21 protein-coding genes and 1 tRNA gene are annotated in these 21,927 nt (G+C 64.7%); 13 read left to right on the forward strand and 9 right to left on the reverse strand.

Annotation, left to right across the window (positions count from 1 at the left end; translation table 11 throughout):
- Window position 1 precedes the first annotated feature (1 nt).
- Window positions 2–1,258 (reverse strand): GTP cyclohydrolase II, encoded by a 1,257-nt coding sequence (locus ACVWZ4_RS18085; protein ID WP_456737380.1) that lies wholly within the window; start codon window positions 1,256–1,258, stop codon window positions 2–4.
- Between the two features lie 297 nt (window positions 1,259–1,555).
- Between ACVWZ4_RS18085 and ACVWZ4_RS18090 the strand changes: the two genes are divergently transcribed.
- The gene (locus tag ACVWZ4_RS18090; protein WP_456740883.1) at window positions 1,556–2,689 is read left to right on the forward strand and encodes a threonine synthase; all 1,134 of its coding nucleotides are present in this window, start codon (window positions 1,556–1,558) and stop codon (window positions 2,687–2,689) included.
- Window positions 2,690–2,824: 135 nt separating this feature from the next.
- Here the strand turns inward: ACVWZ4_RS18090 and ACVWZ4_RS18095 are convergent, their stop codons facing one another.
- Entirely contained in the window at window positions 2,825–3,640 is an 816-nt protein-coding gene (locus ACVWZ4_RS18095) for a DUF2927 domain-containing protein (protein ID WP_456742232.1), read from the reverse strand.
- Between the two features lie 83 nt (window positions 3,641–3,723).
- The gene (locus ACVWZ4_RS18100) at window positions 3,724–4,299 is read right to left on the reverse strand and encodes a L,D-transpeptidase (protein ID WP_456699470.1); all 576 of its coding nucleotides are present in this window, start codon (window positions 4,297–4,299) and stop codon (window positions 3,724–3,726) included.
- Between the two features lie 345 nt (window positions 4,300–4,644).
- On the opposite strand from ACVWZ4_RS18100, the gene ACVWZ4_RS18105 reads away from it, so the two are divergent.
- From ACVWZ4_RS18105 to greA, 5 genes are all read left to right on the forward strand, one after another.
- Entirely contained in the window at window positions 4,645–6,192 is a 1,548-nt protein-coding gene (locus tag ACVWZ4_RS18105) for an acetolactate synthase large subunit (protein ID WP_456699469.1), read from the forward strand.
- 39 nt (window positions 6,193–6,231) lie between these two features.
- Window positions 6,232–6,750 (forward strand): hypothetical protein, encoded by a 519-nt coding sequence (locus ACVWZ4_RS18110; RefSeq protein WP_456699468.1) that lies wholly within the window; start codon window positions 6,232–6,234, stop codon window positions 6,748–6,750.
- Between the two features lie 645 nt (window positions 6,751–7,395).
- Window positions 7,396–7,728, forward strand: coding sequence for a hypothetical protein (locus ACVWZ4_RS18115; RefSeq protein WP_456740884.1), 333 nt, complete (start codon window positions 7,396–7,398; stop codon window positions 7,726–7,728).
- A gap of 153 nt (window positions 7,729–7,881) precedes the next feature.
- Window positions 7,882–8,364 (forward strand): hypothetical protein, encoded by a 483-nt coding sequence (locus ACVWZ4_RS18120; protein ID WP_456699466.1) that lies wholly within the window; start codon window positions 7,882–7,884, stop codon window positions 8,362–8,364.
- 74 nt (window positions 8,365–8,438) lie between these two features.
- Window positions 8,439–8,921 carry a transcription elongation factor GreA gene (gene greA / locus ACVWZ4_RS18125; RefSeq protein WP_456740885.1) on the forward strand — a complete coding sequence of 161 codons (483 nt, stop codon included), beginning with the start codon at window positions 8,439–8,441 and terminating at the stop codon, window positions 8,919–8,921.
- 563 nt (window positions 8,922–9,484) lie between these two features.
- Here greA and ACVWZ4_RS18130 read toward each other — a convergent pair.
- From ACVWZ4_RS18130 to ACVWZ4_RS18150, 5 genes are all read right to left on the reverse strand, one after another.
- Window positions 9,485–10,195, reverse strand: coding sequence for a TetR family transcriptional regulator C-terminal domain-containing protein (locus ACVWZ4_RS18130; protein WP_456740886.1), 711 nt, complete (start codon window positions 10,193–10,195; stop codon window positions 9,485–9,487).
- 56 nt (window positions 10,196–10,251) lie between these two features.
- Window positions 10,252–11,121 (reverse strand): hypothetical protein, encoded by an 870-nt coding sequence (locus ACVWZ4_RS18135; RefSeq protein ID WP_456740887.1) that lies wholly within the window; start codon window positions 11,119–11,121, stop codon window positions 10,252–10,254.
- A gap of 58 nt (window positions 11,122–11,179) precedes the next feature.
- A tRNA-Val gene (locus ACVWZ4_RS18140) sits at window positions 11,180–11,254 on the reverse strand.
- Window positions 11,255–11,414: 160 nt separating this feature from the next.
- Window positions 11,415–12,713 carry a hypothetical protein gene (locus tag ACVWZ4_RS18145; RefSeq protein ID WP_456699462.1) on the reverse strand — a complete coding sequence of 433 codons (1,299 nt, stop codon included), beginning with the start codon at window positions 12,711–12,713 and terminating at the stop codon, window positions 11,415–11,417.
- Window positions 12,714–12,832: 119 nt separating this feature from the next.
- Entirely contained in the window at window positions 12,833–13,441 is a 609-nt protein-coding gene (locus ACVWZ4_RS18150) for a DUF1134 domain-containing protein (protein ID WP_092231860.1), read from the reverse strand.
- Window positions 13,442–13,582: 141 nt separating this feature from the next.
- Here ACVWZ4_RS18150 and ACVWZ4_RS18155 point away from each other — a divergent pair, with 141 nt between their 5' ends.
- Complete coding sequence (locus ACVWZ4_RS18155; protein WP_456699461.1) at window positions 13,583–14,068, forward strand: YHS domain-containing (seleno)protein; 486 nt, start codon at window positions 13,583–13,585, stop codon at window positions 14,066–14,068.
- On the opposite strand, the gene ACVWZ4_RS18160 is transcribed toward ACVWZ4_RS18155, so the two are convergent.
- Window positions 14,062–14,889 (reverse strand): 3'(2'),5'-bisphosphate nucleotidase CysQ family protein, encoded by an 828-nt coding sequence (locus ACVWZ4_RS18160; protein WP_456740888.1) that lies wholly within the window; start codon window positions 14,887–14,889, stop codon window positions 14,062–14,064. The two genes, ACVWZ4_RS18155 and ACVWZ4_RS18160, sit on opposite strands and share 7 nt — an antisense overlap.
- 174 nt (window positions 14,890–15,063) lie before the next feature.
- Between ACVWZ4_RS18160 and chpT the strand changes: the two genes are divergently transcribed.
- The 6 genes from chpT to ACVWZ4_RS18190 all read left to right on the forward strand — a co-directional run bounded on the left by chpT (window position 15,064) and on the right by ACVWZ4_RS18190 (window position 21,899).
- On the forward strand, window positions 15,064–15,717 hold the full coding sequence (gene chpT / locus ACVWZ4_RS18165; protein ID WP_456699459.1) for a histidine phosphotransferase ChpT: 654 nt from the start codon (window positions 15,064–15,066) through the stop codon (window positions 15,715–15,717).
- Between the two features lie 195 nt (window positions 15,718–15,912).
- On the forward strand, window positions 15,913–18,759 hold the full coding sequence (locus ACVWZ4_RS18170; protein WP_456790279.1) for a hybrid sensor histidine kinase/response regulator: 2,847 nt from the start codon (window positions 15,913–15,915) through the stop codon (window positions 18,757–18,759).
- Window positions 18,760–18,843: 84 nt separating this feature from the next.
- Window positions 18,844–19,314 carry a chemotaxis protein CheW gene (locus ACVWZ4_RS18175; RefSeq protein ID WP_456740890.1) on the forward strand — a complete coding sequence of 157 codons (471 nt, stop codon included), beginning with the start codon at window positions 18,844–18,846 and terminating at the stop codon, window positions 19,312–19,314.
- Between the two features lie 67 nt (window positions 19,315–19,381).
- Window positions 19,382–19,747, forward strand: a complete 366-nt coding sequence (locus tag ACVWZ4_RS18180; protein WP_007600538.1) for a response regulator — start codon at window positions 19,382–19,384, stop codon at window positions 19,745–19,747.
- A 74-nt stretch (window positions 19,748–19,821) separates the two neighbouring features.
- A complete protein-coding gene (locus tag ACVWZ4_RS18185; RefSeq protein WP_456699456.1) occupies window positions 19,822–21,030 on the forward strand; it encodes a protein-glutamate methylesterase/protein-glutamine glutaminase in 1,209 nt (402 codons plus the stop codon).
- Entirely contained in the window at window positions 21,027–21,899 is an 873-nt protein-coding gene (locus tag ACVWZ4_RS18190; protein ID WP_456699455.1) for a CheR family methyltransferase, read from the forward strand. Before ACVWZ4_RS18185 ends, ACVWZ4_RS18190 begins: the two co-directional genes overlap by 4 nt.
- Window positions 21,900–21,927: the final 28 nt, after the last annotated feature.

Genomic DNA, 21,927 nt, shown 5'->3' on the forward strand with positions numbered 1-21,927 from the left:
ATCAGTATTTTTCCAGCGAACGCCCGACCACGCCGTCGACGTCCTTCTCCGGCGCGATGTCGGTCGAGTAATAACCGGCAGCCTTCTTCGCGGCGATCTCGACATAGGCGTCGGCCGGGATCAGCTCCGGCGGAATCGGCACGCGCTCGACGATGTCGATGCCCTGCGAAGTCAGCGCGTCGTACTTCATGTCGCTCATCGACAGGAAACGGTCGATGCGCTTGAGGCCGAGCCAGTGGATGGTGTCAGGCATCAATTGCTGGAAGCGCGCATCCTGCACGCCGGCGACGCATTCGGTGCGCTCGAAATAGGCGGCTGCCGCATCGCCGTCCTCCTGGCGCTTGCGCGCATTGTAGACCAGGAATTTGGTGACCTCGCCGAGCGCGCGGCCTTCCTTGCGGTTGTAGACCACGAGGCCGAGCCCGCCTTCCTGCGCGCCACGGGCGGATTCCTCGATGCCGTGGATCAGATAGGGCCGGCAGGTGCAGATGTCGGAGCCGAACACGTCGGACCCGTTGCATTCGTCATGCACCCGGCAGGTGATCTTGGTGCGATGATCAGGCAGCTTGGTCACATCGCCGAACATGTAGACGGTGGTGCCGCCGATCGGCGGCAGAAACACTTTCAGGTCCGGCCGGGTCACGAGTTCGGGGAACATGCCGGCGGTCTGCTCGAACAGCGTGCGGCGCAGCTCGGTCTCGTTCGTACCGAAGCGCTCGGCAAGGCCCGGCAGATACCAGACCGGATCGATTGCAATCTTCACCACGGAGACGCTGCCATTGGCGTGCACGACCTCGCCGTCGGCGCGCAGGCGCTTGGCCGTCAGCGCCTCGCGGATTTCGGGCAGGTCGAGCCGTGCGCGCGTGATCGCGATGCTCGGGCGGATGTCGACGCCCTCCGCGATGTCCTTGCCGAAATTTTCGGCAACCAGATGACCCCAGGGATCGAGCGCGACGATCTTTGCGGGATCGCGCCATTGCTCGAACGGGCCGATGGTCGCGGCCGGGAAGGTGTTGGTGAGGTCGGGCCTGCGAATCGGATCCAGCGCGCCGGCGGAGACGGCGAGGGCGCGGTACATCGCATAGGAGCCGCCATGGCTGCCGATCACGTTGCGATCCCCGGCGCGGGACACCGTGCCGATGATCGGTCCGCGGGCGCGCGCATCAGCGGCGCCCCAGTGAATCGGAAATGCTGCCTTGCGGCCCGGCTCGGGATGCGAGGTGAGGCGGATATGGTCGGTACGGTTCGCGCGGCTCATGGCCAAACTCCCAAAAAACCAATGGCCCGCCGCTCGGACGGGCCTGGCTTATCAGCGTCGCCGAACCAGAGCCCGGCGACGCAATCCAACATATTGTAGCGGCCAGGCACGACAGACAAGTTAATCGTGGTGTGCCGCCTGCGGGGCCTTCCTCGTCGTCCGGAGCGACGAAGGCTCCTGAAACTTCGCTATATATATATGTAATCGCTCGAGTTTTTGAAGAGGGCGTCAGGCGGCTGGATAAACCCGGCATATTCGGACATATCGACCGGACCGGCTCTGCCTCAGGAGTGCACCATGTCTGCCGCCAGCTACATCGATCCCCGCAATGGAAAGCGCTATCCGCTCAATGAGCCGCGCTGGTGTTCGGATGAGCGCACGCCGCTGCTGGTGACGCCGGGCGCGGGGATCTCGCGCGCAGATATCGACAGCGGCACGCGCTCGCTCTGGCGCTATCGGGCCGCCTTGCCCGTGGAGATCAAGGATCCAATCTCGCTCGGCGCGGGCTGCACGCCGCTGGTGCAGCAGGGCTGGGGCGATTTGCGGCCGTTCTTCAAGCTCGAATGGTTCAATCCGACCGGCAGCTTCAAGGACCGCGGCTCCGTCGTCATGCTGTCCTTCCTGCGCCAAATCGGTGTCGACGCCATCCTCGAGGATTCCTCCGGCAATGGCGGCTCGTCGATGGCAGGCTTGGGCGCCGCCGGCGGCATGCGCGTGAAGATTTTGGCGCCCGCCTCGACCTCGCCGGCCAAGATCGCGCAGGTGCGCGCTTACGGCGCCGAGGTGCAACTCGTCGAAGGCCCGCGCGAGGAGTCGGAGGCTGAGGCCATCAGGCAGTCGAGCCAGACCTTCTATGCCAGCCACAATTGGCAGCCGTTCTTTCTCGAAGGTACAAAATCGTTCGCCTATGAAATCTGGGAAGATCTCGGCTTTCGCGCGCCTGACAACATCATCGTTCCCGTCGGGGCGGGCAGCAGCCTGCTCGGCTGCGCCTTTGGTTTCCGCGAGCTCAAGAAGGCAGGCCAGATCGCGAAACTGCCGCGCCTGTTCGCGGCACAGCCGCTCAACTGCTCCCCGATCGATGCGAGTTTCAAGGCCGGCGTCGATACGCCTGTCGCGCGCGAGGTGAGCAAGACCATCGCCGAGGGCACCGCGATCAAGTCACCGCTGCGGCTGCGCGAAATCATCAGCGCGCTCCGCGAGAGTGGCGGCGCTACCGTTGCGCTCACCGAGGACGAGATCGTCGCTGCGCTGCGTCGTCTGGGGCGGCAGGGCCTGTTCGCCGAGCCCACCAGCGCCAGTGCGGCCGCGGCGCTGGACAAGCTCGCCGCCACCGGCGCCATCAAGGCGAGCGAGACCACGGCAGTAGTCCTCACCGGCACGGGGCTGAAGGCGGCGACCACGGTGGCTGATCTGGTGCAGTCATCGTAGGGTGGGTTAGCCATGCGGATGCGCGAAGCGCAGTCGCATGGCGTAACCCACCAACTCCGTCGACGCGGAAGCCGAAGAGGTGGGTTACGCTGGCGCTGACCCCACCCTACGCGTTCTCGCAATGACGGAGGCGCCTTACTCCTTCAAATCATTCACCCGCCTCACCCACGCTCTGACGTCTGCGAGCACGCCGGGCAGCACCGCTCTGACCTCGAGCACGGTCATGCCGGCCTTGATGCGGGGATCGTAGAGCAGGTTGAGGATGTACTGGTCGTAGACGTCGAAATAGCCCATCGACACATCGTCGTTGAACATGGTCCACGGCACGCTCGCGGTGTCGTTGATGGGCCCGAGCGATTGCAGCACCTCCTCGTAGGCGCAGTCGAGAAAGGTGAAGTCGCCGACGTCGACGGTGAGGATGACGTCGGAATGCTCGATCTCGAAATTGTCGTTCTTGCGGAAGCCGGACAGGCATTGCGGATCGAGCGAGGTTCGGATCTCGCGCGCCTTCTCGGCGCCGTAGAAGCTCGCGATGGTGCGATAGAGGTCGCGGTCGCGCACGAGCTTCACCCGCACATTGGCCGCCTCGGCGGTGTCGGTCATGGCGAGGTCGAGATGCTGCACGCGCTTGCCGATATCGGCGACCACCTTTGCCAGCTGCGCCTTGCGGTCGGCTCGGTCGGTCTCGGCGAACACGCGCACCGGTCCGTCGAACTTGCGGATGCGATCGACGCGGCCGGCGAGGTGGTATTCGGCGCCGAACGCAGTCTTGAAAAAGCCGTCGGCGATTTCCGCGTCGGTAAAGCTCTTCTTCTCGGCGCGCTGGCGCGAGACGATCGCGGGCAGCTCACCGGCGCTCGCCATGCGGGCGGTGTCAGCCACGCATGTGAGCGCCGCAAGCGCCAGCAGCGCGACGCGAAGGGCAGCCGAGGGCGGGTCGAAAGCGCGCATCGTCATGCAACGCTGCCGTATTCGCCGGCAGCGCACAAGTCCGCAATTTCACGCCCGGAGCAGGTTCCTGCCGTTTTCGCCGGTCAGTTGTTCAGCACCACCACGGTGGTGCCGACCCCGACGCGGCCGTAGAGGTCGGTGACGTCGTCATTGGTCATGCGGAAGCAGCCGGAAGACACCGCCTGGCCGATCGTCTCCGGCTCGTTGGAGCCGTGGATGCGGTAGAGCGTCGAGCCCAGATACATCGCGCGCGCGCCGAGCGGGTTCTCGATGCCGCCCTTCATGTGGCGCGGCAAATCGGGCCGGCGGGCGATCATCTGCGCCGGCGGCGTCCACTCCGGCCATTCCTTCTTGGCGGTGATCTTGTGCACCCCGCCCCAGCGGAAGCCGTCGCGGCCGACGCCGATGCCGTAGCGCAGGGCCTGGCCGTTCCCGAGCACGAGGTAGAGCCGGCGCTCGGCGGTGTTCACCACGATCGTGCCGGGGGCATAGTTGCCGTTGTACATGACGGTGGCGCGGGGAATCGGGCTCACGCCGCCACCGAGATAGCTGGAGGTGCTGGTGCCGGTGAAGTCGTACATTCCCGCGGCGGATGCGTCGGCGGCGCCGGCCAGCAGGAGCGCGATTGCGGTAAGGTGCGCGGCAAAAAACCGGATCATTGTTTCCCCCAGCAAAAAATAGTTTCAACGAAAGCCACAGGCCATATTTGCGGGCATTCCGCAAGCCACGGCCCCGTGAGGCAGGCCAACGTTAATGGATGGCGTTGCCTAACCGCACCAATTGGTTGGAAAACATTAGAGCGTATTCAAGCGAAGTGGATACCGGTCGCATTAACAAAACGCGTCAAAACAAGAATCTAATGCGCCGCGGAACGAGGGGCACGGCCAAGCGGGCGCATCGCGGTGCGGGGCAGGGTAGCGATGCCGGCACTTGCTTTGACGGGCCGAGCGAACAATGATTGATCGCAAGACCACTGGAAATGGCCGGTTGCGGGAGCAGACAGAATGAACGGTGCGGAAAGCCTGGTGCGGACGATGGTCAAGGGCGGGGTGGACGTCTGCTTCACCAACCCGGGCACCTCCGAGATGCATTTTGTCGCGGCGCTCGACCGTGTGCCGGGCATGCGCTGCGTGCTCGGCCTGTTCGAAGGCGTGGTCACCGGCGCTGCCGACGGCTATTTCCGCATGAAGGGCACGCCTGCCTCGACCCTGCTGCATCTCGGCCCGGGCCTCGCCAACGGCCTCGCCAACCTGCACAACGCCAAGAAAGCCAATTCCGGTATCGTCAACATCGTCGGCCAGCACGCCGTCTACCACATCGATTACAACGCGCCGCTGACATCCGACATCGAGGGCCTGGCCCGGCCGATGTCGTCCTGGGTCCGCACCTCGCCGAATTCCAGATCGGTCGCCGCTGACGGCGCCGCCGCGATCGCCGCCGCCAAGAGCGCCCCGCCGCAGATCGCGACCCTCATCCTGCCTGCCGACACCGCCTGGAACGAGGCCGACGGCATCGCCGAGGTTCCGGCGGAGCAGCAGCGCGCCAGCTACTCCCCGCAGGCGGTCGAGCAGGCCGCAAAGATCCTGCACGGCGACGGCGAGGGCACGCTGCTGCTGATGACGGGCAGCGCGCTGAGCGAGCAGGGCCTGGCGCTGGCCGAGCGCATCGCCGCCAAGACCGGCTGCACCGTGATGGGCCCGACCTTCCGTCCCCGGATGGCGCGCGGCCGCGGCCGCTTCTCGATCGACCGCATCCATTACGTGATCGAGAACGCGCTGCCGATGCTGGCCAAGTTCCGTCACATCGTGCTGGTCGAGTCCGACGATCCCGTCGCCTTTTTCGCCTATCCGAACAAGCCGAGCATGCTCAAGCCCGAGGGCTGCGATGTCCATCGCATGACCTCCTGGGGCGAGAATTCGGTGGCGGCGCTGGAAGCGCTCGCGGGCGCCGTCAAGGCCAGCGCCAGGGACGTCAAGCCGCAGGCGGTGCAGGAACTCGTCAAGCCGACCGGCGCGCTCACCTTCGCCTCGATCGCGCAGGCGATCGCGTGCGCGATCCCCGAGAACGCGATCATGGTCGATGAATCCCTCACCACCGGCCGCGGCTTCTTCCCGCCGACGGCGGCGGCAGCGCCGCATGACTGGCTCCAGAACATGGGCGGCTCGATCGGCTTCTCCACCCCACTGTCGATCGGCGCCGCGATCGCCTGCCCGGACCGCAAGGTCATCACCATGGTCGGCGACGGCAGCGCGATGTACACGATCCAGTCGCTATGGACCCAGGCGCGCGAGAATCTCAACATCGTCACCATCGTGTTCGCCAACCGCATCTACCAGATCCTGCGCGGCGAGTTCGACAATGTCGGCGCCGGCGAGCCCGGCCAGCGCGCCAACGACATGCTCAGGCTCGATCGCCCGACGCTCGATTTCGTCGCTCTCGCCAAGGGCATGGGCGTGCCGGGCCGCGCCGTCACCAATGCCGACGAGTTCAACAAGGCGCTGGCCGAGGCCGTCGCCGAGCCGGGACCGCGGCTGATCGAAGTGCAGATGTAAGGGGCGCGCGATACGGAGTGCCAAAAGCCCGGAGCCAGAATGCAGACCGAGCTGAACAAGGTGGTCACGGCGCTCCGGGACTTCTATGCCCACGAGGTCTTCCTGTTCGAGAAGGATATCGGCGAACGTGCGATCACGCACCGCTTCGCCGTCTATCTCGAGCGGCAGTTTTCGGGCTGGTCGATCGATTGCAATTACGACCGGCTCGGCGAGCGTACGCTGCATTTGCCGCACGGCACCATCATCTCGACCGACGATCATCTCGGCAAGTCGATCTATCCCGACGTCGTCGTGCACCAGCGCGAGATTCCCAACAATCTGCTCACCGTCGAGATCCGCAAGGCCAGCAATCACACGCCGCTGGAGCACGACCGGCACAAGCTGAAGGCGCTGACAGACCCGCATGTCTGGTTCGCCTATTGGATCGGCGTGCTGCTGGTGCTGGACAAGAACAATGTGACGACGTCGGAGGTCTATGTCAGCGGCACCCTCGATCAACCGGTCTCGCTCTGGTTCGCGGAGCGGCTAAGGGAGAGCGGCCTCGGGGCCGCCCATTAGGGCGTGCACTCACGAGCGTTAGCGCCGGGCGTGGAGCCGGGAGACTGCCTCGGCCTGTTATGGGTTCCCATTGATTCATATCAACGGTGAGACGTAATGTGTCGTGTCACGTCGTGTTTGATCATCGCCTCATAGGGAGAGCAACATGACGGGAAATGCCAGGCTTCTTGGGTTGATTGCGACGGCTGCGGTGCTTGCGGTCGTTCCGTTGTCGCCTCGTTACTCGCCGGTGACGGTGCTATCGGTATCCGTTGACCGTGCCGAAGCGAGAGTTGGGCGACCGCTCACACCGATGAGCGTAGCTGGCGTCAATCGCCGGGTGCATCGGCGAGCTTACTATGGCGCGGCAGCGGCGGGAGCCGCCGCTTATGGAGCATATGGCTATCGCGGGGCCTGTGGCTACTACCCCCATCCGCCCTGCTATTGAGGCACCTTTTCCGTCGGGGTGAGGGATAGCCCGACACCTTGGTCTCATCAGGCTTTGAGCGACAAGGGCCGCCCGCATGGCGCGGACGGCCTCGCATCATCTCTCGTCACCCGCTCGGTGCAGCGGCGCAACCGCCCTCCCGCCTATCCTTGGCGGACGTGCACACGTCGATCCAACTACGCTGCGCCTATTGAGGATCAGACAGTTTGGAGGTCCTGATGCAAAAATCATATTGCCTGGCTGCAGCCGCCGCACTGGCGCTCATCACGCAATCACCGCTCGCGCTGGCGCAGGGTGCGCCGGCCAACGGTGCCACGCTGCCGGCCGCCGCATCCGGCCCGGCGCCTGCTGCGACCACGCCGCCGGCTGCGGCCACCGATGATTCGACCCCACCGGCCAGGTCGAAGAAGAGCGCCGCGAAGAAGCCGGCGAAGAAGATGACGCGGCAGCAGGAGATCGATCATTCGATCGACAACGGCACCGTTCCGGGGCGCTATCGCAGCTCGGTGCCGAAGGAGTACCAGCGATATATTCCGTTCGAGAAGCAGTGACGGATCCTGCCGCGGCGCGAGATCCACCCGCGTTGCGCGGTGGTGGAAACGGTTGGGAGCCATGCAGGAGTGACGGCGTGGTCTGATCGGCAGCCCTTGTGGCGCTCTCCTGTGCCGGTGTTACATTAGGCCAGGGCACCGGGGAACGTTCAGATGAGTGACGATGCGAAGGATGCTGGCCTGGTCGCCATGATCAGCAGCATCCTGGGCGGTAACAAGCGCGCAGAGGCGGCCAGCCCGCCGGCGCTCGCCGAGTTCCTCCCAGTCGCGCCGGTCGCCGACCCGGTCGCTGTGGTGCCTGAGCTCCCGCAAGCCGAGTCACCGAAGCTTCAGGATGCTCCCGATGAAACGTTGGCTGCGGCGAAGCCGGTCGCGCCTCCTAGTCAACCCCTGACCCCGGATGGCAAGCGGCTCCTCCCGGCGGAGGCCATTGCCGATCTCGTGCTCGGCGAGTTGCGCAAGATCGAGAGTTTTCCGGCGTCCGGCGTCTCGGTCACGGTCTACGGTTACAGGCACTGGAATGCGATGATCACCTTCGAGCCGTTCTCGACCAGTTTCCAGAATGCGACCCGGTTCCGCCAGGCGCTGCCCGACCTCGTCTTCAAGCTGCGCCGTTTCGTCGAACTCGAGATATAGTCAGGGATCATCGCCGCAGGCTCGCGGTGTGATGGCCGGCGGTCACTCCGGAACCGTTCGACAGGATCTACGAATTGAGCGTTGCCTTTACCAAGGAAGAAAGCGCGGAGACCGCGTCCGAGACGCTGTTGCCGGATCGGCCGATCTCGCCGCATCCAAACCTCGTGACGGAGACGGGCTTGCAAGCCTTGCAGGCACAGCTCCAGCAAGCGCGCGAGGCCTATGAAGCCGCGCAAACCGTCGATGACGTCAACGAGAAGCGCCGGCAATCCGCGGTACCGTTGCGCGACATGCGCTACTTCGCCGAACGGCTGCGCACGGCGCAACTGGTTCCCAATCCGGCTTCGACCGCGATCGTCGCCTTTGGCAGCACGGTGACGTTCAGTCGCGCCCACGGCCGTGTGCAGACCTACCGCATCGTCGGCGAGGATGAAGCAGACCCGAAGGCCGGCTCGATCTCGTTCGTCTCGCCGGTCGCGAAGTCGCTGATGGGCAAGGCCGCCGGTGACGTCGTCGGTTCCGGTGCGCAGGAGCTCGAGCTCCTCGAGATCGCATAGGGTTCACGGCCTCATCGCCGTCGGTTCGCGACGTCCGCAGTGAAGGGTTCTTCCCTTGCCGTCTCGGTCGTCGCGCTGTTGGCAGGTCCTCGTTCGGCGGAGATCTTGCTCATGACCAGCCGTACGGCATGGACGCGCCTGAAACCGAGTAGATCGGCGTCCAGGGTAGAGCGCCGATGGTCGCTGCTCCAGAATAGATGCGCGGCGAAAGCCAGAGCTCCGAGGATGACGGGGGCGGCGAGATAGGGGAGTAGGCGTCTCATACTCTTCATGTCCTCGTCGACAGCTGCAATGTCTCCCTCCCGGCCCGGCGGGTAGCAACATCTCAGGCTGGCTTAGGTACATAACGATCGTTCAAGAATCTATAACGATCGGTCAAGGGTGAAAAGCGCGGCCGTGAAAAGGGCGAAAGGAGATTGGCGTCGGCGCATGCGTGCGCCGGCGCAGGCACCCGGACGATTGCTCAATTAATAGGCAGGTGACCCGCAAGGCGCCGCTTCGCGATACCCGGACAGGCGCAGATGCTTTGAGACGCCGACAATTGCCGCCGAACGTGGCGGCGATCAGCCGCCCCTGGTGCTCGGCGCCGCCTTGGGATCGGACGTCGAACAACCAAGCCCGCCGAGCACGAGCTGTACGATCGTGGATTTGGCGGCTTCGTAGTCAGCCTGCTCCAGCTGACGCTTGCGCTTCATGATGGTCATCTGGCTGGAAAAATCAGCATAGGCCTGCGTCATTGCCCAGATACAGAAGAACAGATCGGCCGCGCTGATCGGCCGAATGGCTCCGCGCGCGGCCAATGCCTCGATGGCCTTGGTCTTCTCATGCAGCTTCGGCGTCGAGACCTTCTCGATGAAGCTGCCGATGAAAGGTGCACCGCTGATGATCTCGTTCGCGTAGATGCGCGACAGGTGCGGATGTTCGCGGGAGAAATCGACCTTCTTGTGGATGTACCGCACGAGAACGGTCTCGATGTCGGTCGTGGCGTCGAGGGACTCCATGTCTCTCGCCCATTTGTTCATCGCGCGTTCGAGGATCGCGCGATACAGATCCTCCTTGTCCTCGAAATAATAGTAGATGTGGGCCTTCGCCACCGACGCCTTCTTGGCGATCAGCGCGGTCGTTGCTCCGCGGAAGCCGAAATGCCCGAACACGAACTCGGCCGCATCGAGAATCTTCTCCTCGATATCAGGCGCAGCCGCGGCGGCCCTGCGGCCCCCCTTCGCCGCGCGGCGGATGCGAAAGTGCGGTTTGTTGGTTGCTTCCGCTGCCATGCAAGTTCCGGGAATATGGCCGCGTGAGCGGCAGACTGATGCTCACCTCAGGTACATCAGTGATCCACGGCATGCAATTGGCCGCAAGATGGATAGTTGGCGCACAAGGAATCAAACCTTGGACCTTTCCCGCGTGAAGACGAGACCATGTACGTCGATGTCATAGCCGTTGCCACACCAGCCAACCTATCCCGTCGGAAGGGGCTTGGGATTGCGTGCGTTTCGCTCCGCATCGCTGTGGGGGCCCCGAGGGGCAGGGACGGCCCATGAATTTCCAACGCGATTTGCGGCGGCCGTTCGAAGTCCGGCCGCTGTGCCAAGATGGGCTTTTCGACCGCGTGGTACATCAATGCCGCCAACGCGATCAGGATGAGCACGTACGCCGGCAGCGATATCAAAATCGACGCATGTGGAAATGCCGACACCAGCGCATTCAACAAGACCAGGTGGAATATGAGAGGCGGCCCGAGAACAGCCCGAGGGCGGTCAAAGCGCGCGACTTCGCAACCATCGTGTCGAGCCGCAACGCCAGCAATATCGCTGCTGCCCCGACGAATGCTTGATAGAACGGGAATAAATGTGCGGGGAGCGAATACCAGGACGGCGTGATCGCCTCCGTAAGTAGGAAGCCCCCCGCGAATAAGCCAGCGAAAGTCGTGACGAAAGATATCGGCGCGCTGCATCGCTAGATGCAACAAAAACCCGTAGGCGATGGAATCGACAGAACGGGTATCGAAAAAAGTCACCTGACCACACTCGTGAGCCGTGATTGAAACCGCGAGCATGGCGATGACGTAGGCCGGCACGGTGCGCATCCAGCGCCTGACCCAGAATATGGCAATGTTGCGCGTGGACCGCCCTCGACCGATCACCGTGCAAATCTGTGGCGCGAGCACGAAGCCACTCAGCACAAAAAAAGAGCTCAACGCCCAGCACCGATATAGTCTCAAACAGATGCGGACGCTGGACTTACAGGAACATTGATGGTGGGCGCACAAGGGATCGAACCTTGGACCTCTCCCGTGTGAAGGGAACGCTCTCCCGCTGAGCTATGCGCCCGGGACCATCATGCAGACGGCCGGACTGTTCGGCCGGCCGGCGCATCAGAGCCCGCGATTTAGAAGTGGGAGCCCGAGGTGTCAAGTTTTCAGGTGGGTTGAGGCGCTGAAAACCTTGCTTCAATCCATCGAATTCGCGGCGAGGCCTGATTTCGGCCCGCTTACGCGCCCTGCTGGCGGGCGCGGGAGGCGTGGGCTTGGAGGGCGCGGATGCGCTCGGCCAGCGTTCCGCCGCCTTCGGGCAGGGCGGCTGCGGCGGCGCCATTGGTGGCAACGCCGTTGGCCGGCCGCGGGCCCTGCTTCGGCGGCTGGCCGGCTTCGGCCGCCAGCATCGCCTCGATCGGCGAGTTCGGGCCCTCGAGCTGCATCGCGAGCTTTGCCACCTCGGCGGCGATGTCGTTGATGCGCTCGCGCAGCAACGCGTTCTCCATGCGCTCGGTTGCCCAGGAGCTCTCGGCCTGCTGCTGGATCGCGTTGATGTCGCGCTGAAGCTTGGCGCGCTCGTCGCGCGCGGTGCGAAGCTGCTCTTCCAGCGCGGCCTTCTCGGTGCGCAGCGTCTCCATTGCGGCCGACGACTTGCCGCCGCTCAAGGCCGCGATCTCGACGCGCAGCTCCTTGATGATGCGCTCGGAGCCTTCGTTGCTCTGGCGGAGCTGGTTGTTCTCATAGTCGCGCTCGGCGAGCAGCTTGCCTTGCGTGGCAAGACGCCCTTCGAGGTCGGCGACGCGCCCCGAGAGCATCTCGGCTTCCTTGACCTGCACGATCAGCTGGCGATCGAGCTCGGTGACGCGTTGGCTCAGATTCTCGACGCGGCCGCGGGCATCGCCGAGCTCGCGCGAAGCGGTCTCGGATTCGGTGCGCTCCTGCGTCAGGCGGGCCTGCGTCGCGGTGAACTCTTTCTCGGCATCGCCGACGCGATTCTTCAGCTCCTCGATCTGGGCGCGCACCGCGACCAGCTCGACCTGACGGCTCTCCGCCATCATCGAGCGGTCGGACAGTTCGGAATTGATTTTTGCGAGCTCGGCCTGCTTGTCGGCCAGCGCGATCTCGGCGGCGCGCAGCGCTTCTGTCTTGGTGTTGAATTCCTCTTCGGTGGCGCGGAGCTGCTCCTTGACCGCCTTCTCGCGGGCCTCGAGCGCGAAGATCGTGGCGTTCTTCTCGCCGAGCTCGATCTTCATGCGGTTGATGGCGTCGCTCTTCTTGCCGAGCTCGGCAAGCTGGCTCGTGGTCTTGTTCTTGAGCTGGTCGACGCTCATCTCCAGCCGGCGCGCCGACATGGCGAATTCGGCGCGGAGCTGGTCCTTGTCGGCCTGAATCTCCGCCATCGACAGCGGCGTTGCGGCCTCGAGCCGGCGCGTGGTCAGGCGGACCGCGCGGTTATGCACCAGCGGCACGATGGCCAGCCCGCACAGCATCGACAGCAGAAAACCGATCGCCAGGTACATGATCGGTTCGACCATGGGGCAGAACTCCGCGAGCTAAGGAAAAATTTACCAAAGACAATGCATGGCGTGCCGGCAAAAAGCCAGCCCCGCCCTGTTGTTAACGTGAATCCTCAACTGGATCGGAGGAGAGAACCCTAGAACGGGTTCCAGGTCGCGCGCGGCGTGTATTTCAGGTAGCCGATATTGGCGCCGAGGCGTAAGCCGAGGCCGGAGCGGATCGGCACCAGCACGATGTTGTTGGCGGTGAGCGCCGTCATGCCGAAGCCGCCGATGATGTAGGCCGAGCCGTCGATGCCGGCGAAGCGCTGGTAGATCGCGTTGGTGGCGGGCAAATTATAGACCAGCGTCATGGTGCGCGCGCCGTCGCCGCCCCAATCGAAGCCGAGCGATGGACCTTGCCAATAGACGCGCAGATCGCCGGCGTTCTTGGTGTAGAGCGTGCCTTCGCCATAGCGCAGGCCGGCGACGAACGCGCCGGAGCCTTCCTCGCCGAGGATGTAGCCGTTGGGCAGGCCCCATTGGCTGACCGCCTTCTCGATGATCGAGGCAAGCCCGCGGGAGACGTTGCCGAAGAAGTGGTGGCCGGCGGTGACGAGTTCGTCCGGCCCATACGTATTGGGCGACGGGGTCCGCTGTGGCGGCGGCAGATCGGGCGGCGGTGCGGCTGTCTGGGCGGAGGCCGGCACGATCCAGCCGGCCAGCGCGACGAGCGCCACTGCGGCAAGGCGTGATGCGAAAGTCATAAAAGAACCCCTGGTATCGATTCCGGTCCGCTTCCCTTAACCTGATGCCAACAGGCACGGCTCTAGGTTGCGCCGGATGTCCCCTCGACTCGGATGTTATCCGCAGCAACTATGACGGCACAACGGCAGGAAGATAGCCCTTTGCGCCCCGGAATCGCCTTGATCGGCCGTCTGGTCTGCCTGCTGGCGGTCGTTTGGCTGATCTGCGCCGGATCGCCGGCCCACGCGGCCACCACCGAGCGGATTGTCGTCAATCGCTACTCGGGCGTTGCCATCGAAGGCTTCGATCCCGTGGCCTATTTCGTCGATGGCGCGGCCGAGTTGGGAACGGCGGAGTTCGAGGCCAACCTATGGGGCGCTGTCTGGCGCTTCCGGAACGACGGCGACCGGGCGGAATTCCTGGCCCACCCCGAAATCTATGGGCCGCAGTTCGGAGGCTATGATCCGGCCGATATCGCGCGGGGCGTGACCATTGCCGGCAATCCCCGCTTCTTCGTGATTTCGGCGCAGCGGCTCTATCTGTTCAGCCGCGAAGACAACCGCGATGCGTTCGCCAAGGATCCGGAGCGCTTCCTGTATGAAGTCGGCAAGCGCTGGCCGGCGCTCCAGGACAAGCTCAGTCAGTAACGCATGTCCGCGCCGGCATCGCCCCAGGCGATGAACGCCGGGATGATGAAGCCGGTATCGCCGCGCTCGCCGAACCGGAGCGCGCCCCCCTTGCCGTCGGTCACCTTGCCGCCGGCCGCGGTCACGACCGCACAGCCCGCCCCGACGTCCCATTCGCAAGTCGGCCCGAAGCGGGGGTAGATGTCGGCGCTGCCCTCCGCGATCCGGCCGAACTTGACGGCCGAGCCGCAGGTCTTTCTGACGGCGTTGGGCCTGCTATCGATGAACGCTTCGCTGGTGGGGTCGCCGTGCGAGCGGCTCACCGCCGCAACCCAGGGCTCGCCATGCCGGGGCAGCTTGCGGGTCTGGATCGGCTCGGCAGCGCCGATAGTCGTTCCGTCGAACGGCACGCGCTCGGCACCGCGGCCGACGATGCCGCGCCAGAGCAGTCCGAGCGCGGGCGCGCTGACGATGCCGAGCAATGGCGCGCCCTGGGTCACGAGGGCCAGGTTGACGGTGAATTCGTCACGGCCGGCGACAAACTCCTTGGTTCCGTCGAGCGGATCGATCAGGAAGAAGCTGCCGCGAAATGGCGGCGAGGCGAGCTGGCACCGCTCTTCCGACAACGTCGGCACGTCGCCCGCAAGCCTGGCCAGGCCCTCGGCAATGATGCGGTCGGCGGCGAAGTCGGCCTCGGTCACGGGCGAGCCGTCCTGCTTGCCGTCGACCCGCATCGCCGCGCGGTTGACGGCCAGGATCGCCTCGCCGGCCTGGACCACAAGTGCGCTCAGGGGCTCCATGAGCGGGGATGCAGCCTCGCCGTCGATGATCCTCACCGGCATGCCCCATTGATTGGCAAGTCTCGCCTCCCGTCACGTGATTCGTCCGTGCTCCTTACGGCCGCTTCCAGCCTATCGCAAGCTAGCTGGCACGGGCTGGCGAATGATAGAACCCGCAACATCCGTCAAGCATGCGTGATTCGCCGCGTCCGCGCCGTGCAATTCCAGGAACCCTTTATGTCTGACGCTCCGTCTTCAGGTACCGCTTCCACTCCCGATATGCTCGAACTCGCGGCGCTGCTGTGCTCGCGGGTCTGTCATGATCTCATCAGCCCGGTCGGCGCCATCGTCAATGGGCTCGAGGTGCTCGATGACGACCCCAAGCCCGAAGACCGGGAATTCGCGCTCGAGTTGATCCGCAAGAGTGCCAAGACGGCTTCCGCCCGTCTGCAGTTCTGCCGCCTTGCCTTCGGGGCCGCCGGCTCCTCCGGCGCGCAGATCGACCTCGGCGACGCCCAGACCATGGCGCGCGGCCACATCGAGGACGGCAAGTGCACGATCACATGGAATCTGCCGCGGCTGTTGATGCCGAAGAACCGCGTCAAGCTGCTGCTCAATATGCTGGTCGTGTCGCAGCACACGATCCCGCGCGGTGGCATGCTGACGGTCGATCCGATCGGCGAAGGCGAGACGATGAGCTTCCGCATCACCGCAACCGGACACAACGCACGCTTGCCGCAGAACATCTCCGAGCTTCTGAGTGGTGAACGCGGACCGGCGGCGGACGCGCACGCGATCCAGCCTTATTACACGCGGCTGCTGGCGCAGGCCTGCGGACTCACCGTGACGCTCAGGCTGGAGGGCGAAGCCATCATCGTTACCGCTTCGTAAACGCGCGCACCGCTTCCAAGCCTTAATCGAATCTTTACAAGGCGCTTCGGCTTGTCCGGAGCGCCTTATCTCCTTGTTGGTTCCGTTCTTTTGCACATACTCAACCAATATTAAACGCTTTGCGGTGAAGCTGGCCCCATTCTGAATGGCGCATCACGCCTCGTGCGCGCCCTCCCTGTATGAAGGCCTGTTTTCATGGATGATCTGTTGCGGGAGTTTCTGACGGAGACCAGCGAGAGCCTGGACACCGTCGACAATCAGCTGGTGAAGTTCGAGCAGGAGCCGAACAACGCCAAGATCCTGGATAACATCTTCCGCCTGGTCCACACCATCAAGGGTACGTGCGGCTTCTTGGGTCTGCCGCGGCTTGAAGCGCTGGCGCATGCCGGCGAGACCCTGATGAGCAAATTCCGCGACGGCATGCCGGTGACGGGTGCGGCGGTGACGCTGATCCTGTCCTCGATCGACCGCATCAAGGAGATCCTCGCAGGTCTCGAGGCCACCGAAGCCGAGCCCGAAGGCAACGACCGCGATCTCATCGACAAGCTGGAAGCGATGGTCGAGCAGGGCATGGCCGCCATGTCGGCGTCGGCTTCGCCGATCGCGTCAGGCTCGGCGCAGCCGATGCCGGCCGCGGGCGCCGCGGCTTCCGTTGCCGTTGCCGACGCGCCGCCGCTGGTGCCGGAAGCACCAAGCGCTGCGCCGGCCAAGGAGATGACCACGGGCACGCTGATCGAGCAGACGCTGGAGCGCCCCTTGCGTCCGGGCGAAGTCTCGCTCGACGAGCTCGAGCGCGCCTTCCGCGAGACTGCGATCGAAGCGCCTGCGCCGGTTGCCGGGGCTGAAGCGAAGGCCGAGCCCGCTGCTGCAGCCCCGGCTGCCAGGGAAAAGGAAACCAGCAAGGAAATTGCAAAGCCGGTCAGGGAGAAGGCCGCGCCGAAGAAGTCGATGGCCGACGAGGTGGCTTCCGAAGGCGAGCGCATCGCCAACCAGTCGATCCGCGTCAACGTGGATACGCTGGAGCATCTGATGACCATGGTCTCCGAGCTGGTCTTGACCCGCAACCAGCTGCTGGAGATCTCGAGGCGCAACGAGGACACCGAGTTCAAGGTGCCGTTGCAGCGCCTCTCCAACGTCACCGCCGAGCTGCAGGAAGGCGTCATGAAGACGCGCATGCAGCCGATCGGCAATGCCTGGCAGAAGCTGCCCCGCATCGTGCGCGATCTCTCATCCGAACTCGGCAAGCAGATCGAGCTGGAGATGCACGGCGCCGACACCGAGCTCGACCGCCAGGTGCTCGACCTGATCAAGGACCCGCTCACCCACATGGTGCGCAACTCCGCCGATCACGGCCTGGAGACCCCCGCCGAGCGCACCGCGAACGGCAAGGGCGAGCAGGGCACCATCCGCCTCTCCGCCTATCACGAAGGCGGCCACATCATCATCTGCATCGCCGACAACGGCCGCGGCCTCAACACCGAGAAGATCAAGGCCAAGGCGATCTCCTCCGGTCTGGCCACCGAGGCCGAGCTCGAGAAGATGTCGGAAGCCCAGATCCACAAGTTCATCTTCGCGCCCGGCTTCTCCACCGCGGCCGCCATCACCTCGGTATCGGGGCGCGGCGTCGGCATGGACGTGGTCCGCACCAATATCGACCAGATCGGCGGCACCATCGACATCAAGTCGGTCGCCGGCGAGGGCTCGTCCGTCACCATCAAGATCCCGCTGACGCTGGCGATCGTCTCGGCCCTGATCGTGGAGGCCGCCGGTGACCGCTTTGCGATCCCGCAGCTCTCGGTGGTCGAGCTGGTGCGCGCCCGCGCCAACAGCGAGCACCGCATCGAGCGCATCAAGGACACCGCGGTGCTGCGGCTGCGCAACAAGCTGTTGCCGCTGATCCACCTGAAGAAGCTCTTGAAGATCGACGACGGCGCTGCGTCCGATCCCGAGAACGGCTTCATCGTGGTCACCCAGGTCGGCAGCCAGACCTTCGGCATCGTCGTCGACGGCGTGTTCCACACCGAGGAAATCGTGGTCAAGCCGATGTCGACGAAGCTGCGTCACATCGACATGTTCTCGGGCAACACCATCCTGGGCGATGGCGCGGTCATCATGATCATCGACCCCAACGGCATTGCCAAAGCGCTCGGCGCCGCCGGTTCCTCGGCCCACGACATGGGCGATGACAATGGCGCGCACCATATCGGCTCGGGCGAGCAGACCACTTCGCTGCTGGTGTTCCGCGCCGGCTCCAACCAGCCCAAGGCGGTCCCGCTCGGGCTCGTCACCCGCCTCGAAGAGCTCCCCGCCGACAAGATCGAGTTCAGCAACGGCCGCTACATGGTGCAGTACCGCGAGCAGCTGATGCCGCTCGTCTCCATGGACGGCGTCACCATCGCGAGCCAGGGCGCCCAGCCGATCCTGGTGTTCGCCGATGACGGCCGCTCCATGGGCCTCGTCGTCGACGAGATCATCGACATCGTCGAGGAACGCCTCAACATCGAGGTCGGCGGCTCGGCCAGCGGCATCCTCGGCTCGGCCGTGATCAAGGGCCAGGCCACCGAGGTGATCGATGTCGGCCACTTCCTGCCCATGGCGTTCGCCGACTGGTTCACCCGCAAGGAGATGAAGCCGTCGATGCATTCGCAGTCGGTGCTGCTGGTCGACGACAGCGCCTTCTTCCGCAACATGCTGGCGCCGGTGCTCAAGGCCGCCGGCTACCGTGTCCGCACCGCGCCGACCGCGCAGGAGGGCCTGGCCGCCCTGCGTGCGCAGAGCTTCGACGTGGTGCTGACCGACATCGAGATGCCCGACATGAACGGGTTCGAGTTCGCGGAAACGATCCGCTCCGACAGCAATCTGGGTGCGATGCCGATCATCGGCCTGTCCGCCCTGGTGTCGCCGGCGGCGATCGAGCGCGGCCGTCAGGCCGGCTTCCACGACTATGTCGCCAAGTTCGACCGTCCCGGTCTGATCGCGGCGCTGAAGGAGCAGACCGCGGGCGCCGCCGGTGCCTCCGAGCTGAGCCGGGCCGCGGCGTAACAGCATGATCCGGACAAGTGTGAAGCGGTTTTCCGAAATGATCATGCTCAAACCAGAGAGCGGCGAGGGACCAGGGGAGACGGTATGAGCAAGAAGACCCAGATCGGCGAAGGCGCCATGGTCGAATACGTCACCGCGATGATCGGCGGCCAGCTGTTCGGCCTGCCGATCTCGCGCGTCCAGGACGTGTTCATGCCGGAGCGCGTCACCCGCGTTCCCCTGTCCTCGCACGAGATCGCAGGCGTTCTGAACCTGCGCGGCCGCATCGTCACCGTCATCGACATGCGCGCCCGTCTCGGCCTGCCCAGGGACGAGGACGGCAAGACGCCGATGGCGGTCGGTGTCGACCTGCGCGGCGAATCCTATGGCCTCCTGATCGATCAGATCGGCGAGGTGCTGCGCCTGCCCGAGGATGGCAAGGAAGAGAACCCGGTCAACCTCGACCCCCGCATGGCCAAGCTCGCCGGCGGCGTTCACCGGCTCGAGGGACAGCTCATGGTCGTCCTCGACGTCGATCGCGTGCTCGAGCTCGCGCCCGAGATGATGGCGGCCTGATACGGCGGCGTTGCCGCCGACCGCCAAGCAATTGGAAATGCCCCCGCCAAGGGGACAGGAGGTTCACATGCGAACGTGTCTCGTCGTTGATGATTCCAGCGTCATCCGCAAGGTTGCGCGCCGGATCCTGGAAGGCCTCGACTTCCAGATTCTCGAAGCCGAGGATGGTGAGAAGGCGCTGGAGGCCTGCAAGCGCGGGTTGCCCGATGCCGTACTGCTCGACTGGAACATGCCGGTCATGGACGGCTATGAGTTCCTCGGCCATCTGCGTCGGATGCCCGGCGGCGACCAGCCCAAGGTGGTGTTCTGCACCACCGAAAACGACGTCGCGCATATCGCGCGCGCGCTGCATGCGGGTGCCAACGAGTACATCATGAAACCGTTCGACAAGGACATCGTCACGGCGAAGTTCCAGGAAGTCGGCCTTATCTGAGCGAACGCCGGAGGCTGGACGGCTCCTTCGGCGATTGTCTTCAACTGAACCGTTTCAGTCTGAGTTGGTGAGTAATGAGTGTTGCGTTCGCAGGTAATTCGACCACGGGCCCGTCGCGCGAAGCGGGACCGCTGCGGGTGATGGTCGTCGACGACTCCGTCGTCATCCGTGGCCTCATCTCGCGCTGGATCGGCGCCGAGCACGACATGGAGGTCGCGGCCTCGCTGCGCACCGGGCTCGAAGCGGTCAACCAGATCGAACGCATCAATCCTGACGTTGCCGTGCTCGACATCGAAATGCCCGAGCTGGACGGCCTCTCGGCGCTGCCGCAGCTGCTCGCGAAGAAGCGCGATCTCGTCATCATCATGGCCTCGACGCTGACCCGCCGCAACGCGGAGATCAGCTTCAAGGCGCTGTCGCTCGGCGCGGCCGACTATATTCCGAAGCCGGAATCGACCCGCGAGACCTCCGCCGCCGATATCTTCCATCACGACCTGATCCAGAAGATTCGTCACCTCGGCGCACGGCTGCGTCGGAAGCCGGCCGTGGCGAGCCCGCCGCTGGCGCCCGCGAGCTCTGCTGTACCGATTGCACGTCCACCTGCCGTCGCGCGGCCTGCTGCGGCGCCCGCATCGTCTCCGGCCGCCCCGCATGCCCTGTTCTCAGGCACGGTGACAACGCGTCCGTTCTCGACCCAGACGCCGAAGGTGCTGTTGATCGGCTCCTCGACCGGCGGCCCGCAGGCGCTGATGGCGCTAGTCGCCGAGCTCGGCCCGGTGATCGACCGTTACCCGGTGCTGATTACCCAGCACATGCCGCCGACCTTCACCACCATTCTCGCCGAACATCTGGCACGTACGAGCCGTAAGCCTGCAGCCGAGGCTGTTGACGGCGAGCAGGTCAAGCCGGGTCGCATCTATCTCGCGCCTGGTGGCAAGCACATGCGCGTCGTGCGCAGCGGCGCGGACGCCGCGATCGCGCTCGACGACGGTCCCGCCGTCAATTTCTGCAAGCCCGCGGTCGATCCGCTCTTCACGTCCGCCGTCGATGTCTGGCACGGCAACATCCTCTCCGTAATCCTGACGGGCATGGGCTCGGACGGCATGCGCGGCGGCAAGGACATCGTCGCCGCCGGCGGCAACGTGATCGCGCAGGATGAAGCGTCCAGCGTGGTCTGGGGCATGCCGGGTGCGGCTGCCCATGCCGGCATCTGCGCGGCGATCCTGCCGCTCAACCAGATCGGCGCCAAGGTCAACCGCCTGTTCGCGGGAGACCGCTCGTGACGCCCGCTGACTACGATTATCTGCGCAAGTTCCTGAAGGAACGCTCCGGCCTCGATCTCTCGCCCGACAAGCAATATCTGGTCGAGAGCAGGCTGTTGCCGCTGGCCCGCAAGGCGAGCTTGCCCGGAATCTCCGATCTCGTGCTGAAGATCAGGAACGGCGACGGAAGGCTTGCGACCGACGTGGTCGAGGCCATGACCACGAACGAGACGTTCTTCTTCCGTGACAGGATCCCGTTCGATCATCTGCGCGACAGCATCGTGCCTGGCCTGATCAAGGCCCGCGCGGCACGCAAAAGCTTGCGCATCTGGTCGGCGGCGTCGTCGACCGGGCAGGAGCCCTATTCGATCGCGATGTGCCTGAAGGAGATGGGCGCAGCACTCGCCGGCTGGCGCATCGAGATCGTTGCCACCGATTTGTCGCAAGACGTGCTGGAGAAGTGCAAGACTGGCATCTACAGCCAGTTCGAGGTGCAGCGCGGCCTGCCGATCCAGCTCCTGATGAAATACTTCACGCAAAGCAGCGACGTCTGGCAGCTTAATGCCGATGTCCGGTCGATGGTGCAGTTCCGCCAGCTCAATCTGTTGCAGGACTTCTCGCATCTCGGCACGTTCGACGTGATCTTCTGCCGCAACGTGCTGATCTATTTCGATCAGGACACCAAGGCCATGATCTTTGAACGCATGGCGAAGGGCCTGGAAGCCGACGGCACGCTGCTGTTGGGCGCTGCCGAGTCCGTGGTCGGGATCACCGACGCGTTCCGCCCCGCGTCCGACCGCCGTGGTCTCTACCAGCTCAATCCCGCGCGCTCCGGCCGTCCGATGGGTGGGCTGATGCCGCAGCCATTGAAGGTCGCCGCGGCGCGGTAATCATCTCCCCGTCATTCCGGGGCCGCGC

Source organism: Bradyrhizobium sp. USDA 4472 (genome assembly GCF_054058595.1).

Excerpts from the sequence above, each read along its gene's own strand:
- ACVWZ4_RS18085 (WP_456737380.1), bottom strand. The coding sequence starts at position 1,258 with ATGAGCCGCGCGAACCGTACCGACCATATCCGCCTCACCTCGCATCCC.
- ACVWZ4_RS18090 (WP_456740883.1), top strand. The coding sequence starts at position 1,556 with ATGTCTGCCGCCAGCTACATCGATCCCCGCAATGGAAAGCGCTATCCG.
- ACVWZ4_RS18095 (WP_456742232.1), bottom strand. The coding sequence starts at position 3,640 with ATGCGCGCTTTCGACCCGCCCTCGGCTGCCCTTCGCGTCGCGCTGCTG.
- ACVWZ4_RS18100 (WP_456699470.1), bottom strand. The coding sequence starts at position 4,299 with ATGATCCGGTTTTTTGCCGCGCACCTTACCGCAATCGCGCTCCTGCTG.
- ACVWZ4_RS18105 (WP_456699469.1), top strand. The coding sequence starts at position 4,645 with ATGAACGGTGCGGAAAGCCTGGTGCGGACGATGGTCAAGGGCGGGGTG.
- ACVWZ4_RS18110 (WP_456699468.1), top strand. The coding sequence starts at position 6,232 with ATGCAGACCGAGCTGAACAAGGTGGTCACGGCGCTCCGGGACTTCTAT.
- ACVWZ4_RS18115 (WP_456740884.1), top strand. The coding sequence starts at position 7,396 with ATGCAAAAATCATATTGCCTGGCTGCAGCCGCCGCACTGGCGCTCATC.
- ACVWZ4_RS18120 (WP_456699466.1), top strand. The coding sequence starts at position 7,882 with ATGAGTGACGATGCGAAGGATGCTGGCCTGGTCGCCATGATCAGCAGC.
- ACVWZ4_RS18130 (WP_456740886.1), bottom strand. The coding sequence starts at position 10,195 with ATGGCAGCGGAAGCAACCAACAAACCGCACTTTCGCATCCGCCGCGCG.
- ACVWZ4_RS18145 (WP_456699462.1), bottom strand. The coding sequence starts at position 12,713 with ATGGTCGAACCGATCATGTACCTGGCGATCGGTTTTCTGCTGTCGATG.
- ACVWZ4_RS18150 (WP_092231860.1), bottom strand. The coding sequence starts at position 13,441 with ATGACTTTCGCATCACGCCTTGCCGCAGTGGCGCTCGTCGCGCTGGCC.
- ACVWZ4_RS18160 (WP_456740888.1), bottom strand. The coding sequence starts at position 14,889 with ATGCCGGTGAGGATCATCGACGGCGAGGCTGCATCCCCGCTCATGGAG.
- chpT (WP_456699459.1), top strand. The coding sequence starts at position 15,064 with ATGTCTGACGCTCCGTCTTCAGGTACCGCTTCCACTCCCGATATGCTC.
- ACVWZ4_RS18170 (WP_456790279.1), top strand. The coding sequence starts at position 15,913 with ATGGATGATCTGTTGCGGGAGTTTCTGACGGAGACCAGCGAGAGCCTG.
- ACVWZ4_RS18175 (WP_456740890.1), top strand. The coding sequence starts at position 18,844 with ATGAGCAAGAAGACCCAGATCGGCGAAGGCGCCATGGTCGAATACGTC.
- ACVWZ4_RS18180 (WP_007600538.1), top strand. The coding sequence starts at position 19,382 with ATGCGAACGTGTCTCGTCGTTGATGATTCCAGCGTCATCCGCAAGGTT.
- ACVWZ4_RS18185 (WP_456699456.1), top strand. The coding sequence starts at position 19,822 with ATGAGTGTTGCGTTCGCAGGTAATTCGACCACGGGCCCGTCGCGCGAA.